Source organism: Companilactobacillus ginsenosidimutans, assembly GCF_001050475.1.
Lineage (GTDB): Bacteria > Bacillota > Bacilli > Lactobacillales > Lactobacillaceae > Companilactobacillus > Companilactobacillus ginsenosidimutans.
The window spans coordinates 2,054,063-2,079,738 of sequence record NZ_CP012034.1; the positions used below are offsets into that span (position 1 = coordinate 2,054,063).

Annotated in this window: 21 protein-coding genes; 8 read left to right on the top strand and 13 right to left on the bottom strand. The window is 37.2% G+C overall.

Features of this window, described 5'->3' with window-relative positions:
- Window positions 1–25: 25 nt before the first annotated feature.
- From argJ to trpX, 7 genes are all read right to left on the bottom strand, one after another.
- Window positions 26–1,237 carry a bifunctional glutamate N-acetyltransferase/amino-acid acetyltransferase ArgJ gene (gene argJ, locus ABM34_RS10315; RefSeq protein ID WP_048705536.1) on the bottom strand — a complete coding sequence of 404 codons (1,212 nt, stop codon included), beginning with the start codon at window positions 1,235–1,237 and terminating at the stop codon, window positions 26–28.
- Window positions 1,238–1,250: 13 nt separating this feature from the next.
- Entirely contained in the window at window positions 1,251–2,279 is a 1,029-nt protein-coding gene (argC, locus tag ABM34_RS10320; protein WP_048705537.1) for an N-acetyl-gamma-glutamyl-phosphate reductase, read from the bottom strand.
- A gap of 597 nt (window positions 2,280–2,876) precedes the next feature.
- A complete protein-coding gene (locus tag ABM34_RS10325; protein ID WP_048706537.1) occupies window positions 2,877–4,034 on the bottom strand; it encodes an MFS transporter in 1,158 nt (385 codons plus the stop codon).
- A gap of 131 nt (window positions 4,035–4,165) precedes the next feature.
- Window positions 4,166–4,930: an NrtR DNA-binding winged helix domain-containing protein gene (locus ABM34_RS10330; RefSeq protein WP_048705539.1), complete on the bottom strand. Its 765-nt coding sequence runs from the start codon at window positions 4,928–4,930 to the stop codon at window positions 4,166–4,168.
- Window positions 4,931–5,671: 741 nt separating this feature from the next.
- On the bottom strand, window positions 5,672–6,421 hold the full coding sequence (locus ABM34_RS10335) for an ABC transporter ATP-binding protein (protein WP_048705541.1): 750 nt from the start codon (window positions 6,419–6,421) through the stop codon (window positions 5,672–5,674).
- Window positions 6,418–7,308, bottom strand: a complete 891-nt coding sequence (locus ABM34_RS10340) for an ABC transporter permease (RefSeq protein WP_048705542.1) — start codon at window positions 7,306–7,308, stop codon at window positions 6,418–6,420. Before ABM34_RS10340 ends, ABM34_RS10335 begins: the two co-directional genes overlap by 4 nt.
- Complete coding sequence (gene trpX, locus ABM34_RS10345) at window positions 7,305–8,312, bottom strand: tryptophan ABC transporter substrate-binding protein (RefSeq protein WP_048705544.1); 1,008 nt, start codon at window positions 8,310–8,312, stop codon at window positions 7,305–7,307. The genes ABM34_RS10340 and trpX overlap by 4 nt, the downstream gene beginning before the upstream one ends.
- Window positions 8,313–8,692: 380 nt before the next feature.
- On the opposite strand from trpX, the gene ABM34_RS10350 reads away from it, so the two are divergent.
- On the top strand, window positions 8,693–9,775 hold the full coding sequence (locus ABM34_RS10350) for a YibE/F family protein (protein ID WP_048705545.1): 1,083 nt from the start codon (window positions 8,693–8,695) through the stop codon (window positions 9,773–9,775).
- Window positions 9,775–10,551 (top strand): YibE/F family protein, encoded by a 777-nt coding sequence (locus tag ABM34_RS10355; protein ID WP_048705547.1) that lies wholly within the window; start codon window positions 9,775–9,777, stop codon window positions 10,549–10,551. The genes ABM34_RS10350 and ABM34_RS10355 overlap by 1 nt, the downstream gene beginning before the upstream one ends.
- A gap of 613 nt (window positions 10,552–11,164) precedes the next feature.
- Here ABM34_RS10355 and ABM34_RS10360 read toward each other — a convergent pair.
- Together ABM34_RS10360 and ABM34_RS10365 are read right to left on the bottom strand one after the other, a co-directional pair.
- A complete protein-coding gene (locus tag ABM34_RS10360; protein WP_048705549.1) occupies window positions 11,165–12,085 on the bottom strand; it encodes an aldo/keto reductase in 921 nt (306 codons plus the stop codon).
- Window positions 12,086–12,226: 141 nt separating this feature from the next.
- Window positions 12,227–13,999, bottom strand: coding sequence for a glycerophosphoryl diester phosphodiesterase membrane domain-containing protein (locus ABM34_RS10365; protein ID WP_048705550.1), 1,773 nt, complete (start codon window positions 13,997–13,999; stop codon window positions 12,227–12,229).
- Between the two features lie 547 nt (window positions 14,000–14,546).
- Here ABM34_RS10365 and ABM34_RS13520 point away from each other — a divergent pair.
- Window positions 14,547–15,572, top strand: a complete 1,026-nt coding sequence (locus tag ABM34_RS13520) for a glycoside hydrolase family 73 protein (RefSeq protein ID WP_048705552.1) — start codon at window positions 14,547–14,549, stop codon at window positions 15,570–15,572.
- Between the two features lie 211 nt (window positions 15,573–15,783).
- Window positions 15,784–16,656 (top strand): hypothetical protein, encoded by an 873-nt coding sequence (locus ABM34_RS10375; RefSeq protein ID WP_048705554.1) that lies wholly within the window; start codon window positions 15,784–15,786, stop codon window positions 16,654–16,656.
- Here the strand turns inward: ABM34_RS10375 and ABM34_RS10380 are convergent.
- Window positions 16,653–17,519, bottom strand: coding sequence for a zinc metalloprotease (locus ABM34_RS10380; protein ID WP_048705556.1), 867 nt, complete (start codon window positions 17,517–17,519; stop codon window positions 16,653–16,655). The two genes, ABM34_RS10375 and ABM34_RS10380, sit on opposite strands and share 4 nt — an antisense overlap.
- 281 nt (window positions 17,520–17,800) lie before the next feature.
- Here ABM34_RS10380 and ABM34_RS10385 point away from each other — a divergent pair, with 281 nt between their 5' ends.
- Complete coding sequence (locus ABM34_RS10385; protein ID WP_048705558.1) at window positions 17,801–18,493, top strand: hypothetical protein; 693 nt, start codon at window positions 17,801–17,803, stop codon at window positions 18,491–18,493.
- Between the two features lie 106 nt (window positions 18,494–18,599).
- On the opposite strand, the gene ABM34_RS10390 is transcribed toward ABM34_RS10385, so the two are convergent.
- Together ABM34_RS10390 and ABM34_RS10395 are read right to left on the bottom strand one after the other, a co-directional pair.
- A complete protein-coding gene (locus ABM34_RS10390; protein ID WP_232298593.1) occupies window positions 18,600–20,735 on the bottom strand; it encodes an LTA synthase family protein in 2,136 nt (711 codons plus the stop codon).
- Window positions 20,736–20,814: 79 nt separating this feature from the next.
- A complete protein-coding gene (locus tag ABM34_RS10395; RefSeq protein WP_048705559.1) occupies window positions 20,815–21,561 on the bottom strand; it encodes a hypothetical protein in 747 nt (248 codons plus the stop codon).
- 222 nt (window positions 21,562–21,783) lie between these two features.
- Here ABM34_RS10395 and ABM34_RS10400 point away from each other — a divergent pair, with 222 nt between their 5' ends.
- Window positions 21,784–22,962, top strand: a complete 1,179-nt coding sequence (locus ABM34_RS10400; protein ID WP_048705560.1) for an MFS transporter — start codon at window positions 21,784–21,786, stop codon at window positions 22,960–22,962.
- Here ABM34_RS10400 and ABM34_RS10405 read toward each other — a convergent pair.
- On the bottom strand, window positions 22,959–23,888 hold the full coding sequence (locus tag ABM34_RS10405; RefSeq protein WP_048705562.1) for a LysR family transcriptional regulator: 930 nt from the start codon (window positions 23,886–23,888) through the stop codon (window positions 22,959–22,961). The genes ABM34_RS10400 and ABM34_RS10405 overlap by 4 nt on opposite strands.
- A gap of 112 nt (window positions 23,889–24,000) precedes the next feature.
- On the opposite strand from ABM34_RS10405, the gene ABM34_RS10410 reads away from it, so the two are divergent.
- A complete protein-coding gene (locus tag ABM34_RS10410; protein WP_048705564.1) occupies window positions 24,001–24,879 on the top strand; it encodes a shikimate dehydrogenase in 879 nt (292 codons plus the stop codon).
- A 15-nt stretch (window positions 24,880–24,894) separates the two neighbouring features.
- The gene (gene aroD / locus ABM34_RS10415; protein ID WP_048705566.1) at window positions 24,895–25,656 is read left to right on the top strand and encodes a type I 3-dehydroquinate dehydratase; all 762 of its coding nucleotides are present in this window, start codon (window positions 24,895–24,897) and stop codon (window positions 25,654–25,656) included.
- Window positions 25,657–25,676: the final 20 nt, after the last annotated feature.

Sequence of the window (25,676 nt, forward strand, 5' to 3'; positions counted from 1 at the left end):
ACTTAAATTTTTGTTCGAAAGTTGATTAGCTCCTGTATGAAGCGTTAATTCGGACGTAATTATAAGTGAGGTCACAGCCCCAAGCTTGGCCTGTAGCAGTTCCGGAATTCAAATCTACTAAAATTGTGATTGTATTGCTCTCCAGTGTTTTTTTCATTTCTGCTTCATCAAAGTTGGCACTAGCACTGTTATCAACAAGGGCTAGCCCGTTCAACCAGACTGATGTGTGGTTGATATCAACTTTGGCGTTAGTTTGACCAATTGCGGCAATAATTCTGCCCCAGTTAGCATCTTCACCAAAGATAGCAGCTTTGACTAAGTTTGAACCAACGATGGCTTTGGAAACTTTTTGTGCGTCATCATGGTTAGCAGCATTTTTAACATTTACTTCGACTAATTTAGTTGAACCCTCTCCATCTTTGGCGATGTCCTTAGCTAGTTCACTGAGTACTTTATTGAAGGCACTGACAAATGCGGGATAATCAGCACTTTGCTCTGTGATTTCAGTGTTACCCGCTGCACCATTTGCCAAAGTTACCACCATGTCATTGGTTGAAGTGTCACCATCAACGGTGATTTGGTTAAATGTCGAATCAACTTCGTGACTCAACATGGGTTGTAATAATCCATCAGAAATTTTTGCATCAGTAACGACGAATCCTAGCATGGTAGCCATTTTTGGATGAATCATTCCTGAACCTTTGCAAAAACCTGAGATAGTTACAGGTTTATTTTCCACTGTCAATTGAACTGACACAGTTTTGGCATGCTTATCAGTAGTCAAAATTGCTTTAGTGACATCTGTATTGTCTTTTAATTCTAGTTCTGAAATACCATGTTCCATGATATCCATTGGCAATGGTACGCCGATGATACCTGTGGAAGCAACTCCGACGAGTTGTTGTTCAATATTAAGCTTGTTAGCAACGAGTTGTTGAACTTTTTTAGCGTCAATCATGCCTTGGTCGCCGGTAACTGAGTTCGCATTAGCTGAATTCATTACGACTGCTTGAAGTTCATGTTTGATGTTAATTGTTTGTTTTGTTAGTTTCGTTGGTGCAGCTTGAAATTGGTTAGTTGTATAAGTTCCTGCAGCTTGAGCTGGTACCTCGGAATAAATCCAGCCCATGTCTTTGCCCTCACGCAAACCTGCGTGGATCCCATCTGATTGATAGCCCTTTGGCCAAGCAAAGGGCACAACATTGTAGGCAATTGCGTCTTCTGAAGATGTCTTCATAAAAAAATTCCTCCTAAATTGGTAGTACAGGGATTAGGTTCAATCCTGTCTCTGGTTCAAAACCAAACATTTGATTAAAGTTTTGGATTGCTTGTCCAGCGGCACCTTTTAGGAGGTTATCAATAACACTAACTATTACGATTTGATGGGTAACAGGGTTTAATTGATAACCGATGTCACAGAAGTTAGTTCCGACAACTTGTTTCAAAGCTGGGAAAACTCCTTCAGTAGCATTTACAAAGGTGTCATCTGAGTATGTTCGGACGAAAGCATCCCGTACATCTTTTTCAGTTACGTCAGATTTTGCCTTTGCGTAGCAACTGGCCATTATTCCACGAGTTAGTGGTAATAAGGTTGTTGTGAACTGAATATAAGGTACGTTCTCGTCCCATTCTTGTAATTGTTGAACAATTTCTGGAATATGTTGATGTTGATTTACCTTATACAGTTGCAGATTTTCATTTGTTTGACTGAAATGAGTTAATTGAGTCAATTTCTTTCCCGCACCGGAAGTACCAGATTTGGCATCCACCACGATTGAAGTAGGGTCAATTAAATGATTTTGTACTAGTGGAGCTAAGGCCAAAATTGTTGAAGTGGCATAGCAGCCAGGGTTTGAAACATAAGTTTCTCCCTTAGAACTAGTAAAATCTGTTAATCCATAATGTGACTTGTTCAAGTATTCAGTACTTGGAGCTTCTTTCTTGTACCATTTCTTGTAAACGTCACGTGACTTCAACCGATAGTCACCGGCTAAATCAATTACTGGGAAGTTAGCATCGATAAAAGGCTTAGCTAACTCAGTAGTTACACCGGCAGATGTTGCGAAAAAGACCATTTGGTTATTTTTCATGATATCAGCAGGATTATAAGGCAAAATGTTATCGCGTCGTCGCAGTTGAGGCATTACCGTTTCTAGAGATTGTGCTTCAGTTTGTGCGTGTCCGTATAAGTTGACTTGATCAACGTTAGGGTGTCGTAACAATAATTCAAAAAGAACGCTACCGCTATATCCGGTAACTCCGACTAGACCAACATTCATTAGGATCATCCTTTCTTTGATATCTGATTTATAACTCTGTACTAAAATTTTTATTAGTACGAGAATTAATAACCACAGTACACTCTTATGTGGCAAATGACAAGCTTTTTTTAATGATAATTCTAATTTTTATCATTTTAGGAATAGTGCCATGTCGGGGTTTTAAGGATTCATTTTCAGAAAATTAGTTTAGTTTTCTAATAATTGGGATAAGTATTATGAGAGTGGGGATATGCCGCCTGCGGTCGAAAACGGTGAGGCTGCTGTGGGACCGCCCTGAGCCGAGGTCTCAGGGCTCGATTTTAAGCCTTGCATGGTTCTCGCAAGTCTTAAAAGTCGTCCAGTACTGTAAGCGATAAATCGCCAACAGTACTTTCACTGCTTGCCTCAACGTTTTCGACCTCCGGCTGGTTTTGCTGAATATTGCAGCATGTCAATTCTTTCATTTCGTTCTGGGGTCAGAATAGGTGAGAACAAAAAAGAACCACAATAATGAAATTGTGATTCTTTTCGTCTTCCAGTTAATATTCTGTTAATTAGAGTTAACAATTCGAAAAGTCGGAGTGCACTGTCTTCGAATATCTAGCTGGTTGTTGTTTATCTAGCTTGATCGACTTGGTCGTTGTCTTTTAATCCGAAAGTTGTAATTAACAATCCGATAATTAGAGCAATTACGAAGTAGAAGAAGATTGTTGTAATGCTTACTTTTAATCCTAATGATACACCGATTAAATAAGGTCCAATTGTTGCACCGATTCTACCGATGGCTTGAGTGAAACCAATTCCGGTTCCACGGTGAGTGATTGGATATTGTGTCGGAGTCATTGCAATCATAATTCCCCATGCACCTAAGGTGAAGAAGGAGAGGAGAATACTACTGAAGATTACCATACCTGATGAATTGGCTGTGGCGAATAAGAATGATCCTATCAATGTTCCTAATAAATAAATGAAGAGAACTTTTTTACGACTAATCTTATCCATCAAAAAGGCAGCTAAGAAATATCCAGGTAATTGGGCAAAACTAGTAATTAAAGTGTATCCAAAACTGTGGATCATTGAAAAACCACGAGCAATTAATACACTAGGTAGCCATAGGAATAGTCCGTAATATACGAACATAATTATGAACCATAAAATACTTAAACAAATTGTCGCACGACGGAATTCTGGTGACCATATTTGTGCTAATGATACTTTTAAATTTAATTTATTGTTCTTAACATTATGCTCATCAGATAAATGACGGCGCAATACTAAAGTATAAAGTGCCATTAATGAAGTGATGATTACAGTTGGACGCCATCCATAAATTGGCATGAACAAGAATGCTAGTAATGATGCGAAAATCCAACCAATAGCCCAGAAGCTATCTACTAAAATTAGCATCTTCGAACGTTTATCACCGGAGAATGAATCAGCGATAATTGTTGCTGCAACTGGTAGCTCCCCACCTAATCCGATACCAGTAATAAAACGAATAATCATGAATTGATAAACGTTTTGAGTTAATGCTAAACCTAAGTTACTAATTGAAAAAACCAATAATGTAATAATAATGATGTTCTTTTTACCAAAACGATCAGCTAGATAACCGAACAAAATTGCCCCAATCATCATACCAACAGTTGTGATGGCACCGACTGAACCAAGTTGTCCCGGTGTTAGTGCCCATTCTTTTTTGATCAATGGCATGATGAAAGATAGTAATCCCACATCAGCAGCGTCAAATAGCCAAGCAGTTCCAAGAACCATTAACAATTTGAGACCAGTGTTTTTTCGTACTGTTTCCAAATCTTTACCCCCAAAAAATTATATTTTATATTTATTTAATTATTAAAGGTACTTTTTACCTTTATTAACATAAAAAAAGACTACCATTAGTCTTATCGAGGGTCAAGAATTTGAGCTAATTTGTAAAGTTTAGCAGGACGGCCGCTTTTTCCATGCTCAAATCCAACTTCAGAAAACAAATGCCCATGCGTTTTTCGGAAATTGGAATTGTCGATTTCATTGACAGATCTTTTATTAAAAGTTGCGTATACTTCACGTGCTTTTTTCAGAGTAAAACTATCCCCTAAAATCAAAAGGATAGTTGGAAGATAATCTAGACGATTAGTAACACGTTTAAATGCTTCTCGCAAAATAAGGGAATGGTCAGAGATTAAATTTTTTGATGCGTCAAGTTGATCAACTTTTTGATAAAAATCATTTTCGGAGACTGTATCGGCCAAAGTGTGAAATACGAAGTTTTGATATTTCAAAACATAAGAAGTTTGATCATAATCGACAGCAAACCATGCTGCATCCTTAGCACCGTATCCAGGTGTTAAGTCGGGCATGGAAGGTAAGTAGGTCATATAAGTCAAAGCAATCTCACGTTTGTCTAAACTGCGATGAACATTACTGAAAGTTTCCAATTGTTCAGTATAAAAATTGGGGAGATCGATGCCAATTTTTTCCCGGATTAAACGAAGAGAGGCCTCTTCAGCGTTTTCGTTGACTCGTAATAGGGTCGTTGGAAGGCCCCATTTATCGGTATATGGAGCTCGGGAGTTTTTGATTAATAAGACCATGACTTTTTCTGAGTTAGAGTCAAAGCTCCAGATGATATTCACGATGTTAACAGTCAAATTTTCAGTTGAGTTCATTTTGTATACCTTCCAAACAAGTTAACTTTTATTATATATTAATTTGTTGAAAATAAATATATACGGTGGGGATATGCCGCCTGCGGTCGAAAACGTTGAGGCCGCTGTGGGACCGACCCGAGCCGAGGTCTCGGGGCTCGATTTTAAGCCTTGCATGGTTCGCAAGTCTTAAAAGTCGTCCAGTACTGTATTCGATAAATCGCCAACACTACTTTCACTGCTGGCCTCAACGTTTTCGACCTCCGGCTGGGTTTTGCCAATAATGCAGTGTTGATAATTTTAATTAGCATTGGTGATGGTCTTAGTGAAATCTTTCTGTACCTGCGATTTTCTCATTTTATGTTCTGGGCAAAATAAATAGCTTCGGAAATAATGGTTATATCTACAAATTTGATTTAGATTGCAGTAATAAAATTCAAATGTATGAGAGTATTTCTGGAACGTTGAATCATCCAAATACATACTAACTCCAATAAAAAAGGAACCACAATATCATAATTGTGATTCCTTGTGTTGGATTTATTAATGTATATAACAGTGAGATTGATAGATAAGTCGGAGTTCAGGACCGGGGAAATCCAGCAGTGAAAGTACTGTTAGTGCTTTAGCACTTACAGTACAGGGCGATATGGAGACTTGCATGAACTTTGCAAGGCTTCATATCGAACTTTGAGACCGCACTTAGGCTCAAAGTGTCCCACACAGCAGGATTTTCCCCGGTCCTGAACGGAGACGGCATATTTAGAAATACTCGAGTAAATCTTCTTCTTTCAACTTAGCCTTAGCCTCAGTATCAAGATCCAAAATAATCTTACCTTTTTTCAAAACAATCAATCGATTGCCATACTTAACAGCTTCGCTCAAGTTATGCGTAACCATCAAACAAGTAAGCTCTTTATCCTTAACAGTTTTGTCAGTTAACTCCATAAGTTCCTGACTAGTTTGAGGGTCAAGCGCAGCAGTATGTTCATCCAATAGCAGCAACTCTGGTTTTTGAATGATTGCCATTAGAAAACTCAAAGTTTGGCGTTGACCACCTGATAGATTGTCGGTAAATGTGTTTAGACGATTATCCAATGTGGGTAGGTCTGCGGTTAATTTTTCGAATGATTCCATGTTGTCTTTTAGATGACGTAAACGTAACCTGCGAGGGAGTCCGCGGCGTTTTGCTAAGAGCAAATTCTCAGCTACTGTCATCCTTGGAGATGTTCCTAATTTGGGATCCTGGTAGACACGTGAAATAAATTTACTTCGTTTAGCTAAATTTTTTCCAGTGATGTCATCATCGTTCAATAAAATTTTTCCAGAAGTGATGGAATTGGCGCCGGTTATTGCGTCAAGCAGTGTGGACTTGCCGGCACCGTTTGTTCCTAGGACTACGATGAAGTCTTTGGGATAAATTTTTAAGTTGATACCATCTAAAATATTTAAATTTTGATTGTCGTTATAAATTGTCTTAACGGCGTTATCTATTTCCATGATTGGTTTCATTTGGTTTTTACCCCATTTCTAAAGGCACGGAAGAATTGCTCACGAATTGTTGGTAGGGCAAGGCATAGTGCCAAGATGATGGCTGAAATTAGTTTCAAGTCGTTGGTGTTGAATCCTAGTTGGAGCACGATCATTAGGATTAGGCGGTACACGATACTACCTATTACTATAGTAATAATACGAATACTTAATGGAACGTTTGGATAAATCACTTCACCAATGATGATGGCTGAAAGTCCGATAACAATGGATCCGATACCCATGTTGACGTCGGCGAATCCGTTTTGTTGAGCAATTAATCCACCTGTTAAGGCTACGATTCCGTTTGAAATCATGATACCGATGAACTTCATTGAAGTTGTATTGATACCAAGGGATGCAGCCATTGTTTCGTTGTCACCAGTTGAGATGAGGGCCTGTCCTTTTTCTGTGTTCAAGAAGAGTGTTAATAGGAAGATAATTACTGCTAACAAAATTATTCCAACGAAAATTCCGTTGAAGTTTGTGGGTAATTTGTCTAAACCAAATTGGTTGAAGACGTTGGTTGGCTTAGTTAATGACATATTAGCTTTTCCCAAAATCCTTAAATTGACTGAGTAAAGTCCTGTCATTGTTAAGATACCTGCTAGCAAACTCGGAATATTCATTTTGGCATACATGAATGCAGTCATGAAACCAGCTAAACATCCGAAGATAAAGGCAATTAACATTGCTAATTCGGGGTTCATTCCGCGTTGTATGAACATTACAGTTGTGACGGCACCGAGTGGGAAAGCGCCTTCAACGGTCATATCAGGAAAATCGAGAATTCGGAAGGTAATAAACAATCCGATGGCCATAATTGACCAGATTAAACCTTGGCTAATTGTTGAGACGATTAGATTCATTTGATTATCCTTCCTTCTTTTTGAGCTTTTTGAATTACTGAATCTGGGAATGTGATGTTAAGTTTCTTGGCCATTTTTTCATTGATGATTAAGTGGCCTTTCTTAATGAAGGTAACAGGAATGTCGCCGACTTTTGCTTTGTGACGCAAAATTTTAACAACATCCTCACCAGCTTTTTGACCGAGTTCATATTGACTCAATCCGAGGGTGGCAAGACCTCCATCTTTTACCATCGTATCGGCGGCAGGGAAGATAGGAACATTTTGTTTTGCGGCGACGCTTGATAATAATTTCATACCACTCGCAATTGTGTTGTCAGTTGGGACGAAGATGGCGTCGACGTTTTGAGAAAGATTAGTTGAAACTTGTTCCAAATCATTAATGTTGCTGATGCTGGAAACTGTGACGTCTATGCCCTGAGCTGATGCGAGTTTCTTCATTTTTTTAGTCTCAGTGGTGGCTGACATATCACTGGATGTGTAAATTATTCCGAGGCGTTTCATGTTTGGCATGATTTGCTTCATTAGTTTGAATTGATCAGCGAGTGGTGCTTGGTCGGAAATTCCGGTGATGTTGCCACCTGGATGGCTGTTACTTGGCACGATTCCGAAGCCTTTGGGGTCAGTTACGGCGCCCATGACGATTGGGATTGTTGATGTGGCATTTTTCAGTGATTGGACTGAAGGTGTTGCGATACCAACGGCAACGTCGACATTATCTTCGACAAATTGTTTACTGATTGTTCGAAGGTTACTTTGATCCCCTTGGGCATTTTGGAAAATGATGTGGATGTTCTTACCATTTTCGTAGCCGTTCTTCTTCAAAGTATCATCAAGTCCCCGGTTGATTTCATCCAAGGCTGGATGTGATAAGAGCTGTAAGACTCCAACTTTAGGAATTTTATTTTTATTGTTATTTTGTGCATGTCCGACGTAGAAAAATGCGAATACTAGGAATGCAAATAAGAATACGAGTGTTCCGTACAATCTCTTGGTATGTTTCATGATGTTCCCCCTATATAAAAAGACAGTCCTTGCACAGGGCTGCCTTTAGATGACAAAACCCACATGGCTTTTTGAATCCATGTGGGCTTTTAATTAACGAATATTTAATAAGCCGACATGGATATGATCCTATTCAGGTCATATCCTTATCGGATTAACCTGAGTTATCGGCTTTGCCAACCAGCTAAAATGTTAAGAGAATTATTTTTCATAATGTACAATCTCCAAACTTCTTGATAAAAAAACTTTATTTCAAAAACGCTTAATTGTCAACTCCCAAAATGGTTATTCCCGATTAGGTAATTACTGATAACGAAAAATTAATCCACTAATATGATAAATGATATTATAGTAAGGATATCGAAAGGTGACTAGAGATTATGTGGAAAACACGTCGATTTCAAATACTAATAGCCGTCATATTAGTGTTTGTGGCAACCGCTGCAACATATTTTGATGCGCCGTTATATAAGAAACCAATCGTTCAAATTGAACAAGTTACTCAAAAGAGTAAGACTAAAAATACTGATGAATACAAAAACACTGATTATCAGATTGACCAAATTGTGAAGGGCCACTTTGCTAATGGAAGTCAAAAAGGTAAGTCAGTTAAAATCACCAATAGTTACACACAGTCGCAGTTGACTGATGAAAAATATAAAGTTGGACAACAAGTTTTCGTTGCTAAGACTTCGAAAAATGTTTACTCCATTCAAAGTACTAAAAGGGATGCAGTTTTAGTATTTGCGATTGGACTAGTCGTGATTCTTCTATTCTGCATGAAATTTACGAGGGCTAAACTATTTTCAAGTGTGGCAATAAATATCGTAATTTTTTACGGGTTCATGCAGTTTTTGATTAAATCTAAGGATAGTCTGTTGGTAGTTTTGACCATCATAACAGCTATTCTCATTGCTGCAGTTGCGTTAATAATAATTTTGGGACCAACGCAAGACGCCTTGATGGCATTCTTGAGTACGTTGATGGCAACGACCGCAGCCTTATTGCTGAGTGTATTTTTGCTAAATCTTTCCAATAATAGCAACATCCATTTTGAAATGACAGAATACGATTTACAGCCGTATTTTGCGGTGTTCATTTCGCAAGTTATTTTCAGTGTGTTAGGTGTCATTCTTGATGAAACAATGGATATTTCATCCTCGTTAATCGAGATGAAACAAGAAGTTCCAGATGTTAAACAGACTGCCTTGTTCAAAGCCGGTATGTCAATCGGACGCGAGCTAGTTGGACCACTGATCAATATCCTACTGTTCATCGTTTTTGCCGAAAACTTGAACTTGGTAATGTTGTATCTAACTAACGGAAACTCAGTCGGATATACGCTAGACATGACCTTGAGCCTAGGTGTGACACAATTAATTATCAGTGCCATCGGAATTGTCTTAACTGTTCCGACAACTAGTTTCATCGCCAGCCACATGGTAGCAAGGAGGGCAAACTGATGATGTACTTATTAATAGCTTTTATAATTTTATTGTTAATAGTAACCGGAACCCGTGGTCTGTCATTGTTGCTCGGATTGGGCATCAACATAATAGCTATCATCGCATTATTGATTTTGATAGCAGACGGTTTCAACGTCATAATCACCACCGCCATTGTTTCTGTCATAATTTTAATTGTCGCAATTTATATGAATGTGGAAAATTCTGTCACCGCTAATATTTCATTTAAGACGTCAATCATTATTACAGCAGTAATCCTGCTAATCACCATTCCAATCTTATATTGGTCAAGCACACAAGGGATGGGTGTAGAGGATCAAGAAGAGTTAGAAGGATTCTCACTTGCGGCAGGAGTATCATTCCCACAATTAGCGATTGCGACGATTATTGTTAACAGTTTGGGAGTTATTTCTGAAACAAGCGTGGCAATTACTAGTGGATTGAATGAGATTGTTTTGAGTAAACCAACGCTAACTAATAAGGAAGTGTTCGATGACGGTTTTTCTGTCGGAAACAAAATTTTGAGCACACAGACTAATACTTTGCTGTTCAATTTTTTTGCTACGACTTTTCCATTGTTTTTCTTGATGAATACTTTACGGTTTAACTTTGGTGATATTGTTAATGATAAGATTTTTGGAGCAGAAGTGTTGACCACTGTTGTATGTACGATTGGTGTTATCTTGACAGTTCCAATCACCGCATGGCAAGTCTCCCGAACTTCGCGGTCTGCTATTGTTGAAAGTGCTAAAACAGAGGATAAGGAGAAGTAGGGGTGTGGATTCCGATTCCGAGAGAAAATCGATTTTGTGGCCTGGAACGTGGTGGGCACGATTTGAAACCATTTCACAGTTCGAAATGTCTTCAAACTCGGCCTTTGAGTAGGTTGGGATAGTTCCCCAACCAACACAAACTTCACCACTGAGGCCAAATCGATTTTCTCTCTCCATCTAAATAGAGCATCTGTTTTCTTACTTGCCGAAAAGTAACGGGCAGTTAGTGAGACATGCCTTTGTTCTTTTCACAATTATGTATTTGTAAGTTGGTCTAATCAATTAATAATATAAAAAGGGTAGATGAAAAATCAAATTTTCATCTACCCTTATTTATTTAGTTTTTTGATCTTATCACTTGAACCGAGAACCTCTGTGTAGACATCAACGACAAGAAAAACATAAAATAGCAAACTTGCCTTAGATTGCACTATCTGGCATGGAGGTGGAGTACTGCGGGGAGCCAGCCGTGAGATTTCACTTAGCTCGGCCATAAAGCCGAGGTTAGTGAAAGGTTGTAAAAGTTGACCGCTCTATGGCAACTTTTCAACCCATGGCGTTCCGCCCCCGCAGTACGGAACCTCCAGGCGGCAGTGAACCACAAACCCAAAATTTAAGGCAAATCATTCCCGGCGGCAAAATAGAGATCATACCACTCTTGATGTGTCAGCTCGATATCAGCAGCCTGACAACTATCAATAATGTGTTTAGGGTTCATTGTACCAATAATAACCTGCATCTTAGCAGGGTGACGCAAAATCCAAGCTGCAGCAATCGCATTTTTCGACACACCGTATTTCTCGCCAAGCTTTTGTAGCTCAGCATTCAATTCAGGGAAGTCTGGGTTGTCGATGAAAACTCCTTCGAACATTCCATATTGGAATGGTGACCAAGCTTGTAGAGTTACACCCATGCGACGAGAAAATTCGATTAGTTCTCCGTCGTGGTTGATTGAACGGTCGTCAGCCATGTTACTGTGAATTCCGTGGTCAATCATTCCTGTGTGCATCAAACTGAATTGCACTTGGTTGACTAATAATTTTTGATTGAGTGATTCTTGTACAAGTAAAAATTGTTGTGGATTAAAGTTTGAAACTCCGAAGTGTCTAACTTTTCCACTTTGTTGTAAGTCGTCGAAAATATCGGCTACTTCTTCTGGCTCCATTAGTGGATCTGGACGATGGAGTAGGAATGAATCTAAGTAGTCGACGCCAAGACGTTTCATGCTACCATCAATTGCATTCATAATATGTTCTCTAGAAAAATCGTATTTCTTACCTGGAACGATGGCAGCTTTAGTTTGGATGTATAAATCTTCACGTTTAACGCTGCTTTGTTTAAGTGCATCGCCAAAGCGTTGCTCGGATTCACCTTTTCCATACATATCGGCGTTATCCACGAAATTGATACCGCAATCATACGCAGTTTCGATTGCTTTAACTGCTTTGTCAACAGACAATGCGTCCATTCTCCATGCACCAAAGGCAATTTCGGATACTTGCCAATTTGTCTCTCCAAGACTGAGTTGTTTCATGTTATTCCTCCCATAAATACGAATTTATTAACACTTTGATTATCTAAGAAAACGGTATCATAATCAATGATATTTGAGAGTTAGTTTAATGGATCTTAAACGCAAAAAAAGGAATCAACATTAATGTCGATTCCTCTTTAACTATCTTGTTGGATCTTGCATTGTGACAATATAGTTATAAATTCTGAGTGCATAATCTTTAGTATTAAAGTTTGCATCGATTTCATTTTGTAAATCAGATAGATTATCGGTGATAATTCCGTCGGCACCTAGGAAAATCATTTTATCCATATCATTTGTGCCGTTTACCGTCCATGCGTAAACTTTCTTTTTCTCGAAGTGGGCATCATCGATGAATGTATCATTCAAAGTCGTGTACTCCATGGTAAATCCGTTTGCTTTTGAACGTGGGACGCCAGATAAATTAAACGACAAAATATAGTCAGCGGGGACTCTGGGCATGTTCGATTTACTTTGTTGAATAAAATTATAATCAAGTGAGTGTATCATATCGTGATTTTTGCGTAATTTAGTTTCATAGCGGTTAGAAAACTTTTGGACAAAATCAGATTTGGTGGAAGGAGTTCGTTTGAATTCAACTAGCAATTTCTGATGTAACTTTGTCGCCTCATTTTGATAATCGTCGAAACTTGCAAGATGGTCTGACTTGCCATTTTCATGAACAGTGACTTGTTGGAGTTCTGCTAGAGTCATATCTTTTGGTCCCTTATCGATGCCTGCCAAAGTTTTCAGAGTGTTATCGTGCAACACAATGAACTTATGATCCTTGGTTTCCTGTACGTCCATTTCGATGTAATCAGGCTTTTCTTTGCTGGTGGTTTTGAGTGAAGAAATTGTATTTTGAACGCCATTGCCATCGTCAACACCACGATGTGAAATTGCGAGTGGTTTTGAAAGAAGCAAATCGTTAAAGTAAAGGACACCATATGTGGCAAAACCTGAAACCACGACAGCCATAATAAAGAACCATGGCCAACGACGGGCTTTCCGTCTTTGAGCATTTGGTGCTGCAACAAGTGCAGAAGAATTAGAAATCATCAATAAGGCAATCATAGCTGAGAAATAGTAGCCGGCGGCTGCATTAATAATTTGTACTATCGTTAAATTTACAACGGCTGCTGATTTTGCCATGATTTGTAGTTGGTCGAATGCCCATTGAATACCGAGAATTATCCCAAAAATAATCCAAGTTGCTACAACGACGATTACCGATAATATTGCTAAGTAAATTAGGTAATGTAGAAGTTTGCCTTTGGTTGCGGCATTACTTTTCTTAATTGCTTGCCGTGCACCAATTTTTTCAAAAATCATTGTAGGCAAGACAAAAATCCAACGTATACCAATATAGAAAATAATTAGGTAGATAATTGTCAGTAAAATTCCAAATGGGAGATGTTCTTGGAATAACCAGTCGGTTATGAAAGTTGGAATTTGGACTTTATTTAAGAGCGGTGTATATAGTCCAATTCCTCCGAATGGAATTATTAGTAAGAAATATAATAGGAAGAATCCGAACGTTTTATAGGGAATTGGCCAAATTTGATGCCATAATTCGTGTAAATAATCGATCCATCGGAGGCTTAAATCAGAGCGGATTGCTCGGAAACTGATAAAGACTGCTGCAAATTGTGCAAAGACTAATATCATTATGAACAGCAGTAGCAACACTAGTTCGAACATTGCCAATGATTTGTGGGTTAATAAATTGGGTATATTTGTATATGAAATGTATCCAATGTGATTAGTTTCTAGGATTGTATCTATTAAGAAATTTAGTATTGGAATGAATATTAAGTTAATTAAAATATCGACGATGATTAGGATTTGTGAGTAGGTCCACCATCGATGCCAGAAGTTGTTATTCTGTTCTTTAAAAAGTCGTAAACTTGCCATTTTATCCCCTTGTGGTTGTGTTACGTTGCCGTCTGCAGAGCTGAGAAATATTCTTCGGCTGTGCGGGACGGCCCGAGCCAAGGTCTCGACCCTCGGTTTGAAGACTTACCATAAATCGGTAAGTCTCCAAACTCGCCCGGTGGTGTAAGGGTGGCGTGGTTCGCCGCCCTAACGCCACTTTCACTGCCTTCGAATATTTCTCAGCTCTTCCGACTGGTTCTGTTCAATCAATCGATTATACAATTTTTGAAAAAATCAGTATTTCTAGCTCTAAAAATTATTTGAATTACTATAAAAAATTAATCGGAAATCTTAATAGCTAGCGCCATACGTAATAATATATAAAAAGTTTAATACTGTTTGTAAATAATGCCAAAATATTTTAAAAAAATATGATTTTTCGTAATTGTTATATAGCTAACGATATAATAATTAAGATTGATTACAGAAATGTTTAATTCTTATTACAATTGACTGAGTTGCATTGAATACCCTAGACCGAAATAGTAGTCTAGTTCTAGTAGATAAATCCTTAGGGGGAAACCAAATGTCTTATAAGAGGTTACTTTTAACTAGTACAGTCGTACTAAGTACACTTGCATCAGTTGCCGCACCTACTGTCGTATCAGCTGCGGATAACGCTCAACAAGTTCAAACAACATCAACAGACGCATCAGCAGTCGCTAACTCAAATTCTGGAAACAAATCAAATGTTATCGCTGGATCAAGCGTAAAGAAAGCCGATACTTCTGTTGCTCATTCAACAACATCAGCAAGTGTTCAAGCTGCCTCAGAGGCTCCTTCAGCAAATAATGCACTTAAAGCCGTTGTTCAATCATCAGCAACTGCTGCTACAAGTGATCAACAACAAGCTTTTCTAGCAATGGCTGCACCAATGGCACAAAAAGCTGCTGCTGAATATGGTTTGTATGCATCAGTTATGCTTGCACAAGCTATCCTTGAAAGTGCTTGGGGTCAATCAGACCTAGCAACACAAGGAAACAACTTGTTTGGTATCAAGGGTGACTACAATGGTGCCTATGTATCAATGCCAACAAGTGAATGGAGTGCTAGCCAAGGCTGGTATTCAATTTATGCTAACTTTAGAAAATACCCAAGCTTCTATGAATCATTCAAAGATAATGGTAACAAGCTACGCAACGGTGTAGATTGGGATTCATCATATTACAGTGGTACATGGAAAGAAAACACAGGTTCATATCAAGATGCTACAGCATGGTTGCAAGGTAGATATGCCACTGCACCTAACTACGCTTCATCATTGAACAGCGTTATCCAAACATACAACTTGACTCAATACGACTCAGGTTCAACTGAAAATGCTACCCAAGCACCTTCAGATAGTACAAGAACAATCGTTGTTAATAACAAGAGCAGTTATGCAACACCATTAGTTGCATTCAATGCTGATGGTTCAATGAAGAACTCTAACCGTGGACTTTCAAACGGAACAGGTTGGGCAACTGATCAAACAAAGAGTTACAACGGACACACATATTACCGTGTTTCAACAAACGAATGGGTAATGGACACATACGCAACACTTAAATAATTAGAATAATGAAGCCTTGTATTTACATTGTAGATACGAGGCTTTTTTCGTGTTTTGGAAAAAATTTAGGTTAATGAAATATTGAAGTACTACTCAACTTGATGTTTTTTAAATATACTAACAATATAATTGTAATCATGAATAATGAAATTAATAATAGCTGAACAGATTTGATGGGGATTAAAAAAGTTCAGCATATAGGGGAGAACAAATGAGTAGACGTGCAAAGATAATCACATTGATAACTACAGTTGCAGTATTATTAGTGGCATTTTTTTCGTATCAAAGTTATACACATATCAGTGTTAAGGATTCAGAACCTTCTGTATCAAAGAAAGCTAAACCTGTTCAAAATGTTAAAGCCAACAATAAGAAAAAAGCACAAAAAAAAGATGATAACAGTATATTCTTACAGGATACAAATTCTCCTGACAGAATAATTGCTATTCATCCAAATGGTTCAAAAGGAATTTATCAATATCGTAAGCAAGCTAATGGAACAATTTATCCGGAATTTAAATTTTTCAACGGAGATGCAAAATATTCGAATGGAAATCTCTTTGTAAATCCGAATGCAAAAAATCAGAGTGAATCATTTAATTTTAAGACAGATAAAAGTGGAAATTATGTAGAAACGAATTCAAAACGTAAATATCAGGAAATAAATACAAGCTCTCAACAATCTAAAAATCAAGAAAATAGTTCAACACCAAGTTCGACAACAGCAAAAGCAAAATATAACGGATTTGTTGCCCCTGGAGCAAAATATGCAGTTATTAACGATGTTTCACGTTTATCGGATCCTTCAAATGATGGACAAAATCCGACGTATTTGGTGGCAAAAGCAAATTATGTTCGTATTGGTAATGGAGATTTTGTTAACTTTTATGACCGTGATTATTATGGAGATAAAATAAATACGTTTAATACCAATACGGATGTATATGATGTATTCAGAAATCCAAGTAATGTCAATAAAGTAATGTTTTGGGAAAATAATGGTGTTCGAGATCTTTCACCAGATGAACTAAATGAGACAACTTATTTTAACCAAGCAATGCGAGCAGGACACTACAATTATTAATTGTATAAATCCACCCGTCCTAAAGCATGTCCCATTTCGTGCATAATCACATGATCTAATGAAGCATATCTCCAGTCACGATGTAATAATTCGGGTTTGATATATATATGCCCTTGAATTTCTGTATAACAATAAGTTAATGGTACAAATAATCCCTCTGTTCCTTGTTCTGGTTTCGTATCTTTGTCAAATCCAGAAATAATAATTCGAGCTTCAGCTGGATTATCTACGAATCTAAAATTAAAATATGGTATTCGTGACCAATGCGTAAATGCTATGGTTATTGCTTTGTGTGCACTTGGGCTATTGGTGCCATCGTATACCGTGATATCTGAAGGCTTAACCATACTGTTCATGGTTACATTTGTAAAATGAATTGGTCCAGTACTTGATCCGTCAGGATTAAATCCATTTATATTCAGACCGCCGTTCATCCTAATCATAGTAAGTGAATAGGCGTCAGAATATCGATCTTGAATAAACTTGACGATATCTGCTTTTGACTTGCTATGTGTTACCTCAACGCTACCGTCTGTTGCAAATCCGTATGCTGAACGTCCTTTGTATAAACTTTCAATATGTTGTGACATTGTGGTCGCTCCCAGTTCGTTTCGGGTCGCAGGATCAGTTATGACTTCATCTGGATGTTGTAGATAATACTGAACATGGTCACAAATAGCTTGATAATGCTGTATGTCAGCATCATTAACCTTGTGTGAAAAGTAATTCTCCGGAATATAGACATATGGGCCTTGATCACTTTTTATTTCAACGGCATTGGCAGTATTTTCAAACATTATAAATGTTAAAAGTGTAATAGCTATTGTAAACATTCCGCAAAGGGTTATTTTAATTTGTTTCATTTGTATATCCCCACATGTAATAATTATATTTATGAATATATTACCAAAACCTTGATATCCATACCAGCTGTTTAACCTGATTAGAATTATGATTAAGCAAGTAGAAAAGAATTTTGAAGACAGAAATTGATAGTTGTATTTTAAAAATGATGCCGTTATAACGGTATTTGGCCCAATGTACCACCTTTGATTCTTGAGACACCTACTTTTTGAACATAGAATTAGTTTGTAAATTAAATGAATTTACAAATTATCCATTGGATATTAGGAGGAGATTTATTATGAAAATCAGCAAGAGAGTATTAAGCTTTGTTGCCGTATCAGCAATTGTCTTGCCGACACTTGCACCGACTGTTGCAAATGCTGCAACAGACAATACCAATAATGCACAATCAACACAGGTGCAAGCAGCTACGGATAATGCGAAGAAGGTTTCGTCATACAGCAAATTTAATAATGGTGACGAGGTTCAAACTGTATTGCCTTATGATACAGATTACGTAGCAAATACGGATAATATTCAAAAATATATGGAACAATATATTGATGAGTATCGTGAGAATAACGGATTACAAGATTTTAACTGGGATCAAGATACTGCCACATTAAATTACACTACTAAAAGAATGGGACAGTTAGAAGCTAATGACGGTATGGATGGTCATGCAGGATTTTATGCAGATAATAACAAGCCCAAAATACTAGAATCTTTAGGCTGGGTTTCTGACGCAAGTAATTCTGATCAAGAAACTGCTTATTGGCTCTTCAGTAGCTGGTACAATGAAATAAATCCAGCAGTCAAGGAACATGGTCATCTGTTTAATATGTCACGACAACCAACAAATGCTTCAATCAGAGTTGGTAAAGATACTAAGGGTGGAATTTATGTGATTCTTGTATCTGGATATGTATCTGGAGACATGAATGTATCGGACCTTAATAAAATGCCAACACACACATTCATCTACGAATAAAAAGCACGTTTTAATATTACTATGAAATTTACTACCTCCCTATAGGTACTGAACATGAACAAAGAGACCAACAACTCCAAATGGAATTGTTGGTCTTCTTTTTGCATTATTTTTTTGGTAATACTGAATATAGATTATCAATGGAATCTCTTCCACTATCTTTAACTTCGGGTGCATCTGTGTTGTACAGACTTGTCGTCGAAGTATCGTCGTTCTTGGAATACATGCTTGTTGAAGCACTGCCGAGATTATCTCGAATTTTAATCATTTGTTGAACTTGGTTTAGATAACTGTATTTGCTTGGATCAACAGGAGTGAATCCTGCTGGTGTGTAAAATCTTAGTAAATTCAAATTATTTATATCGTCTGATACTTGTAATTGTTGATTTACTTGTTTAGTCCAATTGATAATTTTCTTCATCAGAATCGGATTTTGTTTTAAATCAATTGATTCACCAGTTTTATTGTCGAATACAGTAAATGGATTTTTCAGCACTGTATATTGCGGAGTCACGAAATTACCGTTTCTGAAGGCAACAATCTGTTTATGATTTTTAGAAAGCAAGTCTGTTCCGACGTGTGTGTAATTTTGCGTATTCACACCGGCAAGGTGAAGTATGGTTGGTAAGACATCAATCTCACCACCATATTCATGCTTGACTCCACCTTTTAATCCATTCATATGAATCATAAACGGAACACGCTGGGATTGTGCATTGTCGAAGTCGTTCCATTCAGGTGGATTGTGTCCAATGAATTGTGATAGCGGAGCAGCACGTCGTTCGGAGATACCGTAATGGTCTCCATATAGTACGATCATAGAGTTTTTGTACAAACCGCTAGTCTTTAAGTAATCAAAGAATTCTTTGAGAGAACTATCGAGGTAATGAGCAGATTCAAAATAGTCGTTTACTGTTTCTGAAGGAGTCACACCTTGACCTGAGAAATCTTCTTTATCCATGTCAGGCAATTTGAATGGATAATGATTTGTAACAGTAATAAATTTTGTGTAGAAAGGTTGCTGAAGTTGCTCTAAATATTTGGCACTTTGAGACAACATTAGTTTATCTTGTAATCCAAATTCCATAGGTGGGGCATCTAATTTGTTGAAATAACTTTGGTCGAAGAAATAATCATAACCTAAATTTTTGTAGACAGTGTCCCTATCATAGAAACTCATAACGTTACCATGGAATACCGCACCAGTATAGCCTTTCTTTTGTTTTAAAATTGCCGGTGCCCCTTGAGAGGTATTGGTCTTTTCTTGATGCGTGAAAAATGAGCCTGTCGGAGTTCCAAAAAGTCCAGTTTCAAGCATAGTTTCAGCATCACTAGTTTTACCAAAACCAACCTGGTTGAAGAAATTATCAAACGATATTGTGTTGTTATCTGCATATAGACTATTCAAAAATGGTGTTACTTCTTGATCGTTAATTTTTAGGTTAATTAAAAATTGTTGAAAACTTTCAAGATGGATAATGATTATATTTTTCCGATTAGCTTTACCAAAATATTCGGGATCTGGTGATGCGTAATGATTCTGAATATAGTTTAGATCCGGGTCAATATCAGTTCCTGTTGCGGTTGAACGAACTTGATTAGATTGGACCGTGTTGATTGCATCCAATGTTGTAAATGCTGGTAATCCGAGGTACTTAACGGTATAGGTTTGGTCAAAAGTTCTAGAGATTAGCTGTGGGCGATTGCAATCAGCTAACATCAAATTGAGTGAAAAGAACATTAATCCGAATGACGTCGTTGCGAACGCATTCAGTTTTCGAAATGGACGTGAGTCTAACGTGATAAATTTAGTTATAAATAGAACTAGCAAAATGACAAAGTCTATCCAATATAAAAAATCATGTGGCAACATGGATTGAACTGCACTTCCACCCAATCCTTTAGAAACGCTAAATACGCCAGTAATCGTTGTAATTGAGATGAAATTTGAGAATTCTCTAAAATATAAAACATTTGAGTATACAAGTAGGGTGGATATGAAATACAAAATAATCATTAGTGTATATGAAAGCTTGGGTCGGTTTATGTAGAGGGTAAGACTTAGCAAGACAATGGTGAATCCGATTGGATTAATTATTGCAATGAAATGCTGAAGCGGGTCAGCCAAACCCAAAGAAAAGTCAGCATAATACGCGAAAACTGACTTGGTCCAAAGTATGAAGACAAGGAAGAACATGAATCCCAGTCTTGTATTGAGCATATGCTTGAATCTCTTTAACAAAAAAATACCCCCAGCAATTAAGAAATACATCTGGGGATATTATACGTTATAATCTTTTCAATTTATACAGCGGCTGATGTTACTTGTTTTCTGCCTGATTTAATTTATCTGTCAGGTTAAGTAACTTGTCAGCATACCAGTCATCTTTCAATTTTCTAGTTAGAAATGGATTGTTAAGTTTAAATTCATCTGCACCTGGCTTCTTTATCCAAAACGCATAGTAGGGGTCATCAACAATGTAAAAATTATTTCCAGTAGCGCCATTTGATAGGAAGAAAGTAGTCACCGGATCTTTTTTCTTCGGATTAATATCCCGTAGAGTAATTCCGGTAATAATTTGTGAACCGATTGCTGGCATGGGAGTTTCTGCACGTTTGAGATAATTAAAGTCTTTTTGATCAGGCTTATAAATAAAACCACTATTCAAGTTGAAATAGATGAAGCTATTCTGGAGTCGTTTGTCGCCATTGATAACCTTGTCGACGTAAACAGCAACCTTAGTCTGAGCTTCATTTTTTTCCCCAGTCATAGTTTGCAGGTTATAAACCGTCCCTTTGATTAAAGTAGGGTTATATTTTTTGAGTTCCGACATTGAAGTTGGAATCCTGGTGTAAGCACCATTATTAGAAGTGCTGATGGTCTCGATTTTTGCAGTTTTAATTTTTTCATTCCAAGCTTGTTCATTTTCATCCATCTTAGAAGTGTTGAGTTTAGTAATTGATTTTTTGTAAGAATCGTTCGCGGACACTTTTTTGGAATTATTCCCACAAGCGGCTAGAGGAAAAATTAATAAAATTATAATAATCAATGAAATGACTTTTTTCATATAAATTTAGTCTCCTTAGCAATGTACAGAAAGTATAAGTGATACAAGTTCCTGAGACCAAGGATAAGTGCTGATATTCCATTGTTTCTTGATATTTTTAATTATGAATATATTTATTTAAAAAATATTATTACTACAGGATAACCATTGATTAATTCTTAAAAGTGCGTTAATTTTATAAGACAGTTCTAATTTGGGAACTATTTTCAAGGGGGGATTTTCATGAATAAACGAGCAAGGTTGAATCTAGGCTTTCATCTGTATTTGAATTATTTTGTTCACGGAATGGCCATCGTGATCCTGGCTCAGAACATGGTACCTCTTGGACAACAATGGGGAGTGTCCGTGTCAAAAGTTGCCATGGTCATTTCATCATTAGGAATTGGCCGACTTGTAGTTTTGTACTTTTCGGGGAGACTATCTGATAAATTTGGCCGACAAATATTCGTCAAATTGGGAATATTAGCATATATTCCATTTTTTATTGGAATAATACTTAGCCCAAATGTATATATCGCATATATATGTGGAATCCTTGCCGGGATGGCAAATTCATTCTTAGACTCTGGAACATATCCAGCACTAATGGAGTTATTTCCAAGAACAGCAACCACAGCGAATGTTTTGATAAAAGCTTTCGTATCAGCTGGAGAATTATTATTGCCGATATTAGTTACTGTAGTGGAGAATTTCAAAATTTGGTACGGAGCCACATTTATTTTTGCAGCCGTAATATTATTTATTAATTATTTTTTCATTGCCCGTGCGAAATTCCCAGAAATGACCAAGGTAAAGGTAACTGTTGAAAACGAAGTAAAACACACCATGAGTTTTCTACAACGAATTAATGCTGTTACATTAACTATCTATGGGTATATTTCTATGTCGACTTTCTACTTAGTTAGTCAGTGGTTGACGAAATATGGTCAAGAAGTTTTGAAGATGGATCTTCCTAGTGCTCGATATTTAGTTAGTGTATACAGTATTGGTTCTTTGACGGGAGTCGTTTTAATAACTATTTTAACTAGTCGTCGTGTGAAGTCAGTTTACGTAATGCTAGTAAGTACAATTATTTCGTTACTAGCTTTGTTGTCAATGACATTTATTTTGAACTCAACAGTTATATTTATCTCATCATTTGTTATTGGAATGTCCGCTGCAGGTGGTGTTATGCAGGTTGGATTGGTAATTATGAGTCAACTTTTTCCAAACAAAAAAGGAACCGTTACGGGGATTTATTACACAGCTGGTGCAATTTCTTCCTTCACGATTCCAGTGATTACCGGATACTTATATAAATTTGGCGTTCATAGCATTATGATTTTTGATGTTTTTATTGCCGTGGTCGGTGTAGTTTGTGCGGTGGTGATTTTCCTAAATCGTAAACAGGTTCAAGTTTAAAGAAGCTTACCTTGATGCTTGTAGTTTTCCTTGCAGTAACGAGTTAAGAAATTTTGGAATCTCGAAACTGATGGGGTTGAGAAACGATTATCCTTGATGGCTAAATATATTTGATGAATCAATTTGTTATCAGATAAATGAATTAGCTTTATTTTATTTCGATTATATTGGGTAATGTGTGGTACGAGTGCAATTCCCGCCCCAAATGTAACGAAGCCAAGAATGCTATCTGTATCACGCATCTTGTATTTAATTTGAGATACCACATTGCCATTTTCCAGGATTTTGTTAATCAAAGGGAACAAAACACACTCATCGGTATATCCAATAAACGGTTGACCGCTAATTTGGGATACTTCAACAGAATCTAATTTTGCCAAAGGATGATTGACTGGAACTGCAAGCATAATTTCTTGCTGAATGATTGGTAAAAAGTCGAGTTTCTCTTTTGAGTCTTTATCGCGAGGGATGTCTACTTTTGGCGCTAAGGCAAAATCATATTTTTCATTTAGTAAATTAGTGAGGATTTCTTTTGGTTCACCTTCATAGAGATCAAAGGTGATATTCTCGGTATCTTCGGTATGTTTGAATGATGAGATTAATTCAGGAACGAGTTTTTCACCTAAAACACTTGGGAAGGCCATTTGTATGTTGCCTTCGTTAACGTTTAGCAGCTGTTCAAGGATTGCATTTCCACGTTGGATATTGTCAATTCCACTGCTGATGAATTTCAAATATATTTGTCCAAAACGGGATAGCTTGATGTTTCTTCCTTCATGCTCGAATAAAGGAACACCAAGCTGTTTTTCCAAATTATCGATTGCATAACTTAAGGTTGGTTGAGAGATCCCCAAATTATGGGCAGCCTTAGACATGTGCTGTGTATGTGCTAGTTCACGAAAATAAACTAAATGATTTAAATTCATAATAAAATCCTCTATGTAAATCATAGATAACTTCTATTGATTAATCAACATTGCATTATTTGGGTATTGTACTAACATCAAAATTGTATGAAATAACAAGGAGTCTTATAAAATGACAGAACGTATTGATGGACACACTACTTTAATTGGCTTGATGGCTTATCCTATTCGCCATTCAATGTCACCAACTATGCACAATAACGCTTTCGCAAAACTTGGCTTGAATTACGCATATTTAGCTTTTGACGTAACTAGCGACAGGCTTCCTAAGGCAATTGATGCAATCAGAACATTAGACATGCGTGGGTCAAATATATCGATGCCTAATAAACAAAAAGTTATTCCTTTGTTGGATAAATTAGATCCAGCTGCAAAAATGGTTGGTGCTGTAAATACTATCGTCAATGACAATGGCATTTTGACTGGTTACACAACTGACGGAATTGGATTTATGAAGTCATTGGATGATGAAGACGTGAATATTCGTGGACAAAAGATGACTTTGGCCGGTGCTGGTGGCGCCGGAACTGCGATTGCAATTCAAGCTGCCCTTGATGGTGTTAAGGATATTTCGATTTTTAACGCCAAAGATCAGTCATGGGAAAATGCTAAACGTAATGTTGATATTATTAATGAAAAAACTGACTGCAAGGCAACATTGCATTCTATTGAAGACAAAGAAGATTTCAAAAATGAGATTGCTGACTCATTTATTTATTGTGATTCAACAGGTGTCGGAATGAAGCCCCTTGAAGATATGACTTTGGTTGAAGATCCATCATGGTTTAGACCTGATATGGTCGTTTTTGATACCGTTTATGCACCAAGAACAACTAAGTTGATGAAAGTGGCTGAACAAGCTGGTGTTAAACATGTTTTTAATGGATTAGGAATGATGTTGGAACAGGGTGCTGCTGCGTTCAAACTTTGGACAGGTAAAGAAATGCCAGTTGAATACATTCACGATATTTTATTCGCTGACGAAAAGTAGAAAGAGGGATAAATTTTGACCACGAAAGCTGTTAAACTCGGAAGAACTGAATTGGGAGTTGGACGTCCCAAAATTGCGGTGCCAATAACCGGGCATACACAGGAAGATATAATTGCTCAAGCAGAAAAAATTTATCCTGAGCAACCTGATATAGTCGAATGGAGAATCGATTTTTTTGATGACGTGACATCTAAGGGATTATTAAAAAATGCTGCAGTATCACTTCGTACAGCGTTAAAGGATATCCCCATCTTGACGACTTTTAGAACAAAAGGTGAGGGTGGAGAAACTTTATTGAGTGATCAAGAATATTTTGATATTTGTAGAAATATTCTAGAATTTAATCAGACTGATGCTTTAGATGTTGAACTTTATCACGATACAGAATCGGTGAAATCAATTGTTTCTGAAGCTTCGGAGGCTGGTGTGGTTACAATAATGAGTAATCACGATTTCGATAAAACACCTGAACAAGATGATATGGTTGATCGACTTGTTCAAATGGAAAAGTTGGGAGCAGATGTCGCTAAGATCGCTGTTATGCCACATTCAACTGATGACGTATTGAAATTAATGAGTGCGACTAATCAAGCTCAAAATACGCTTTCCACACCGGTCATTACAATGTCGATGGGTGATTTAGGCAAAGTTACCAGATTATCAGGTGAGGTATTTGGTTCTACAGTAACCTTTGCAACAGTAGGTGCTGCTTCAGCACCTGGTCAAATCCCGTTAACTAATTTGCGTCAGGAACTGGATGACTTGAAGTTAAACTAATTAATGATTATGTAAAAATA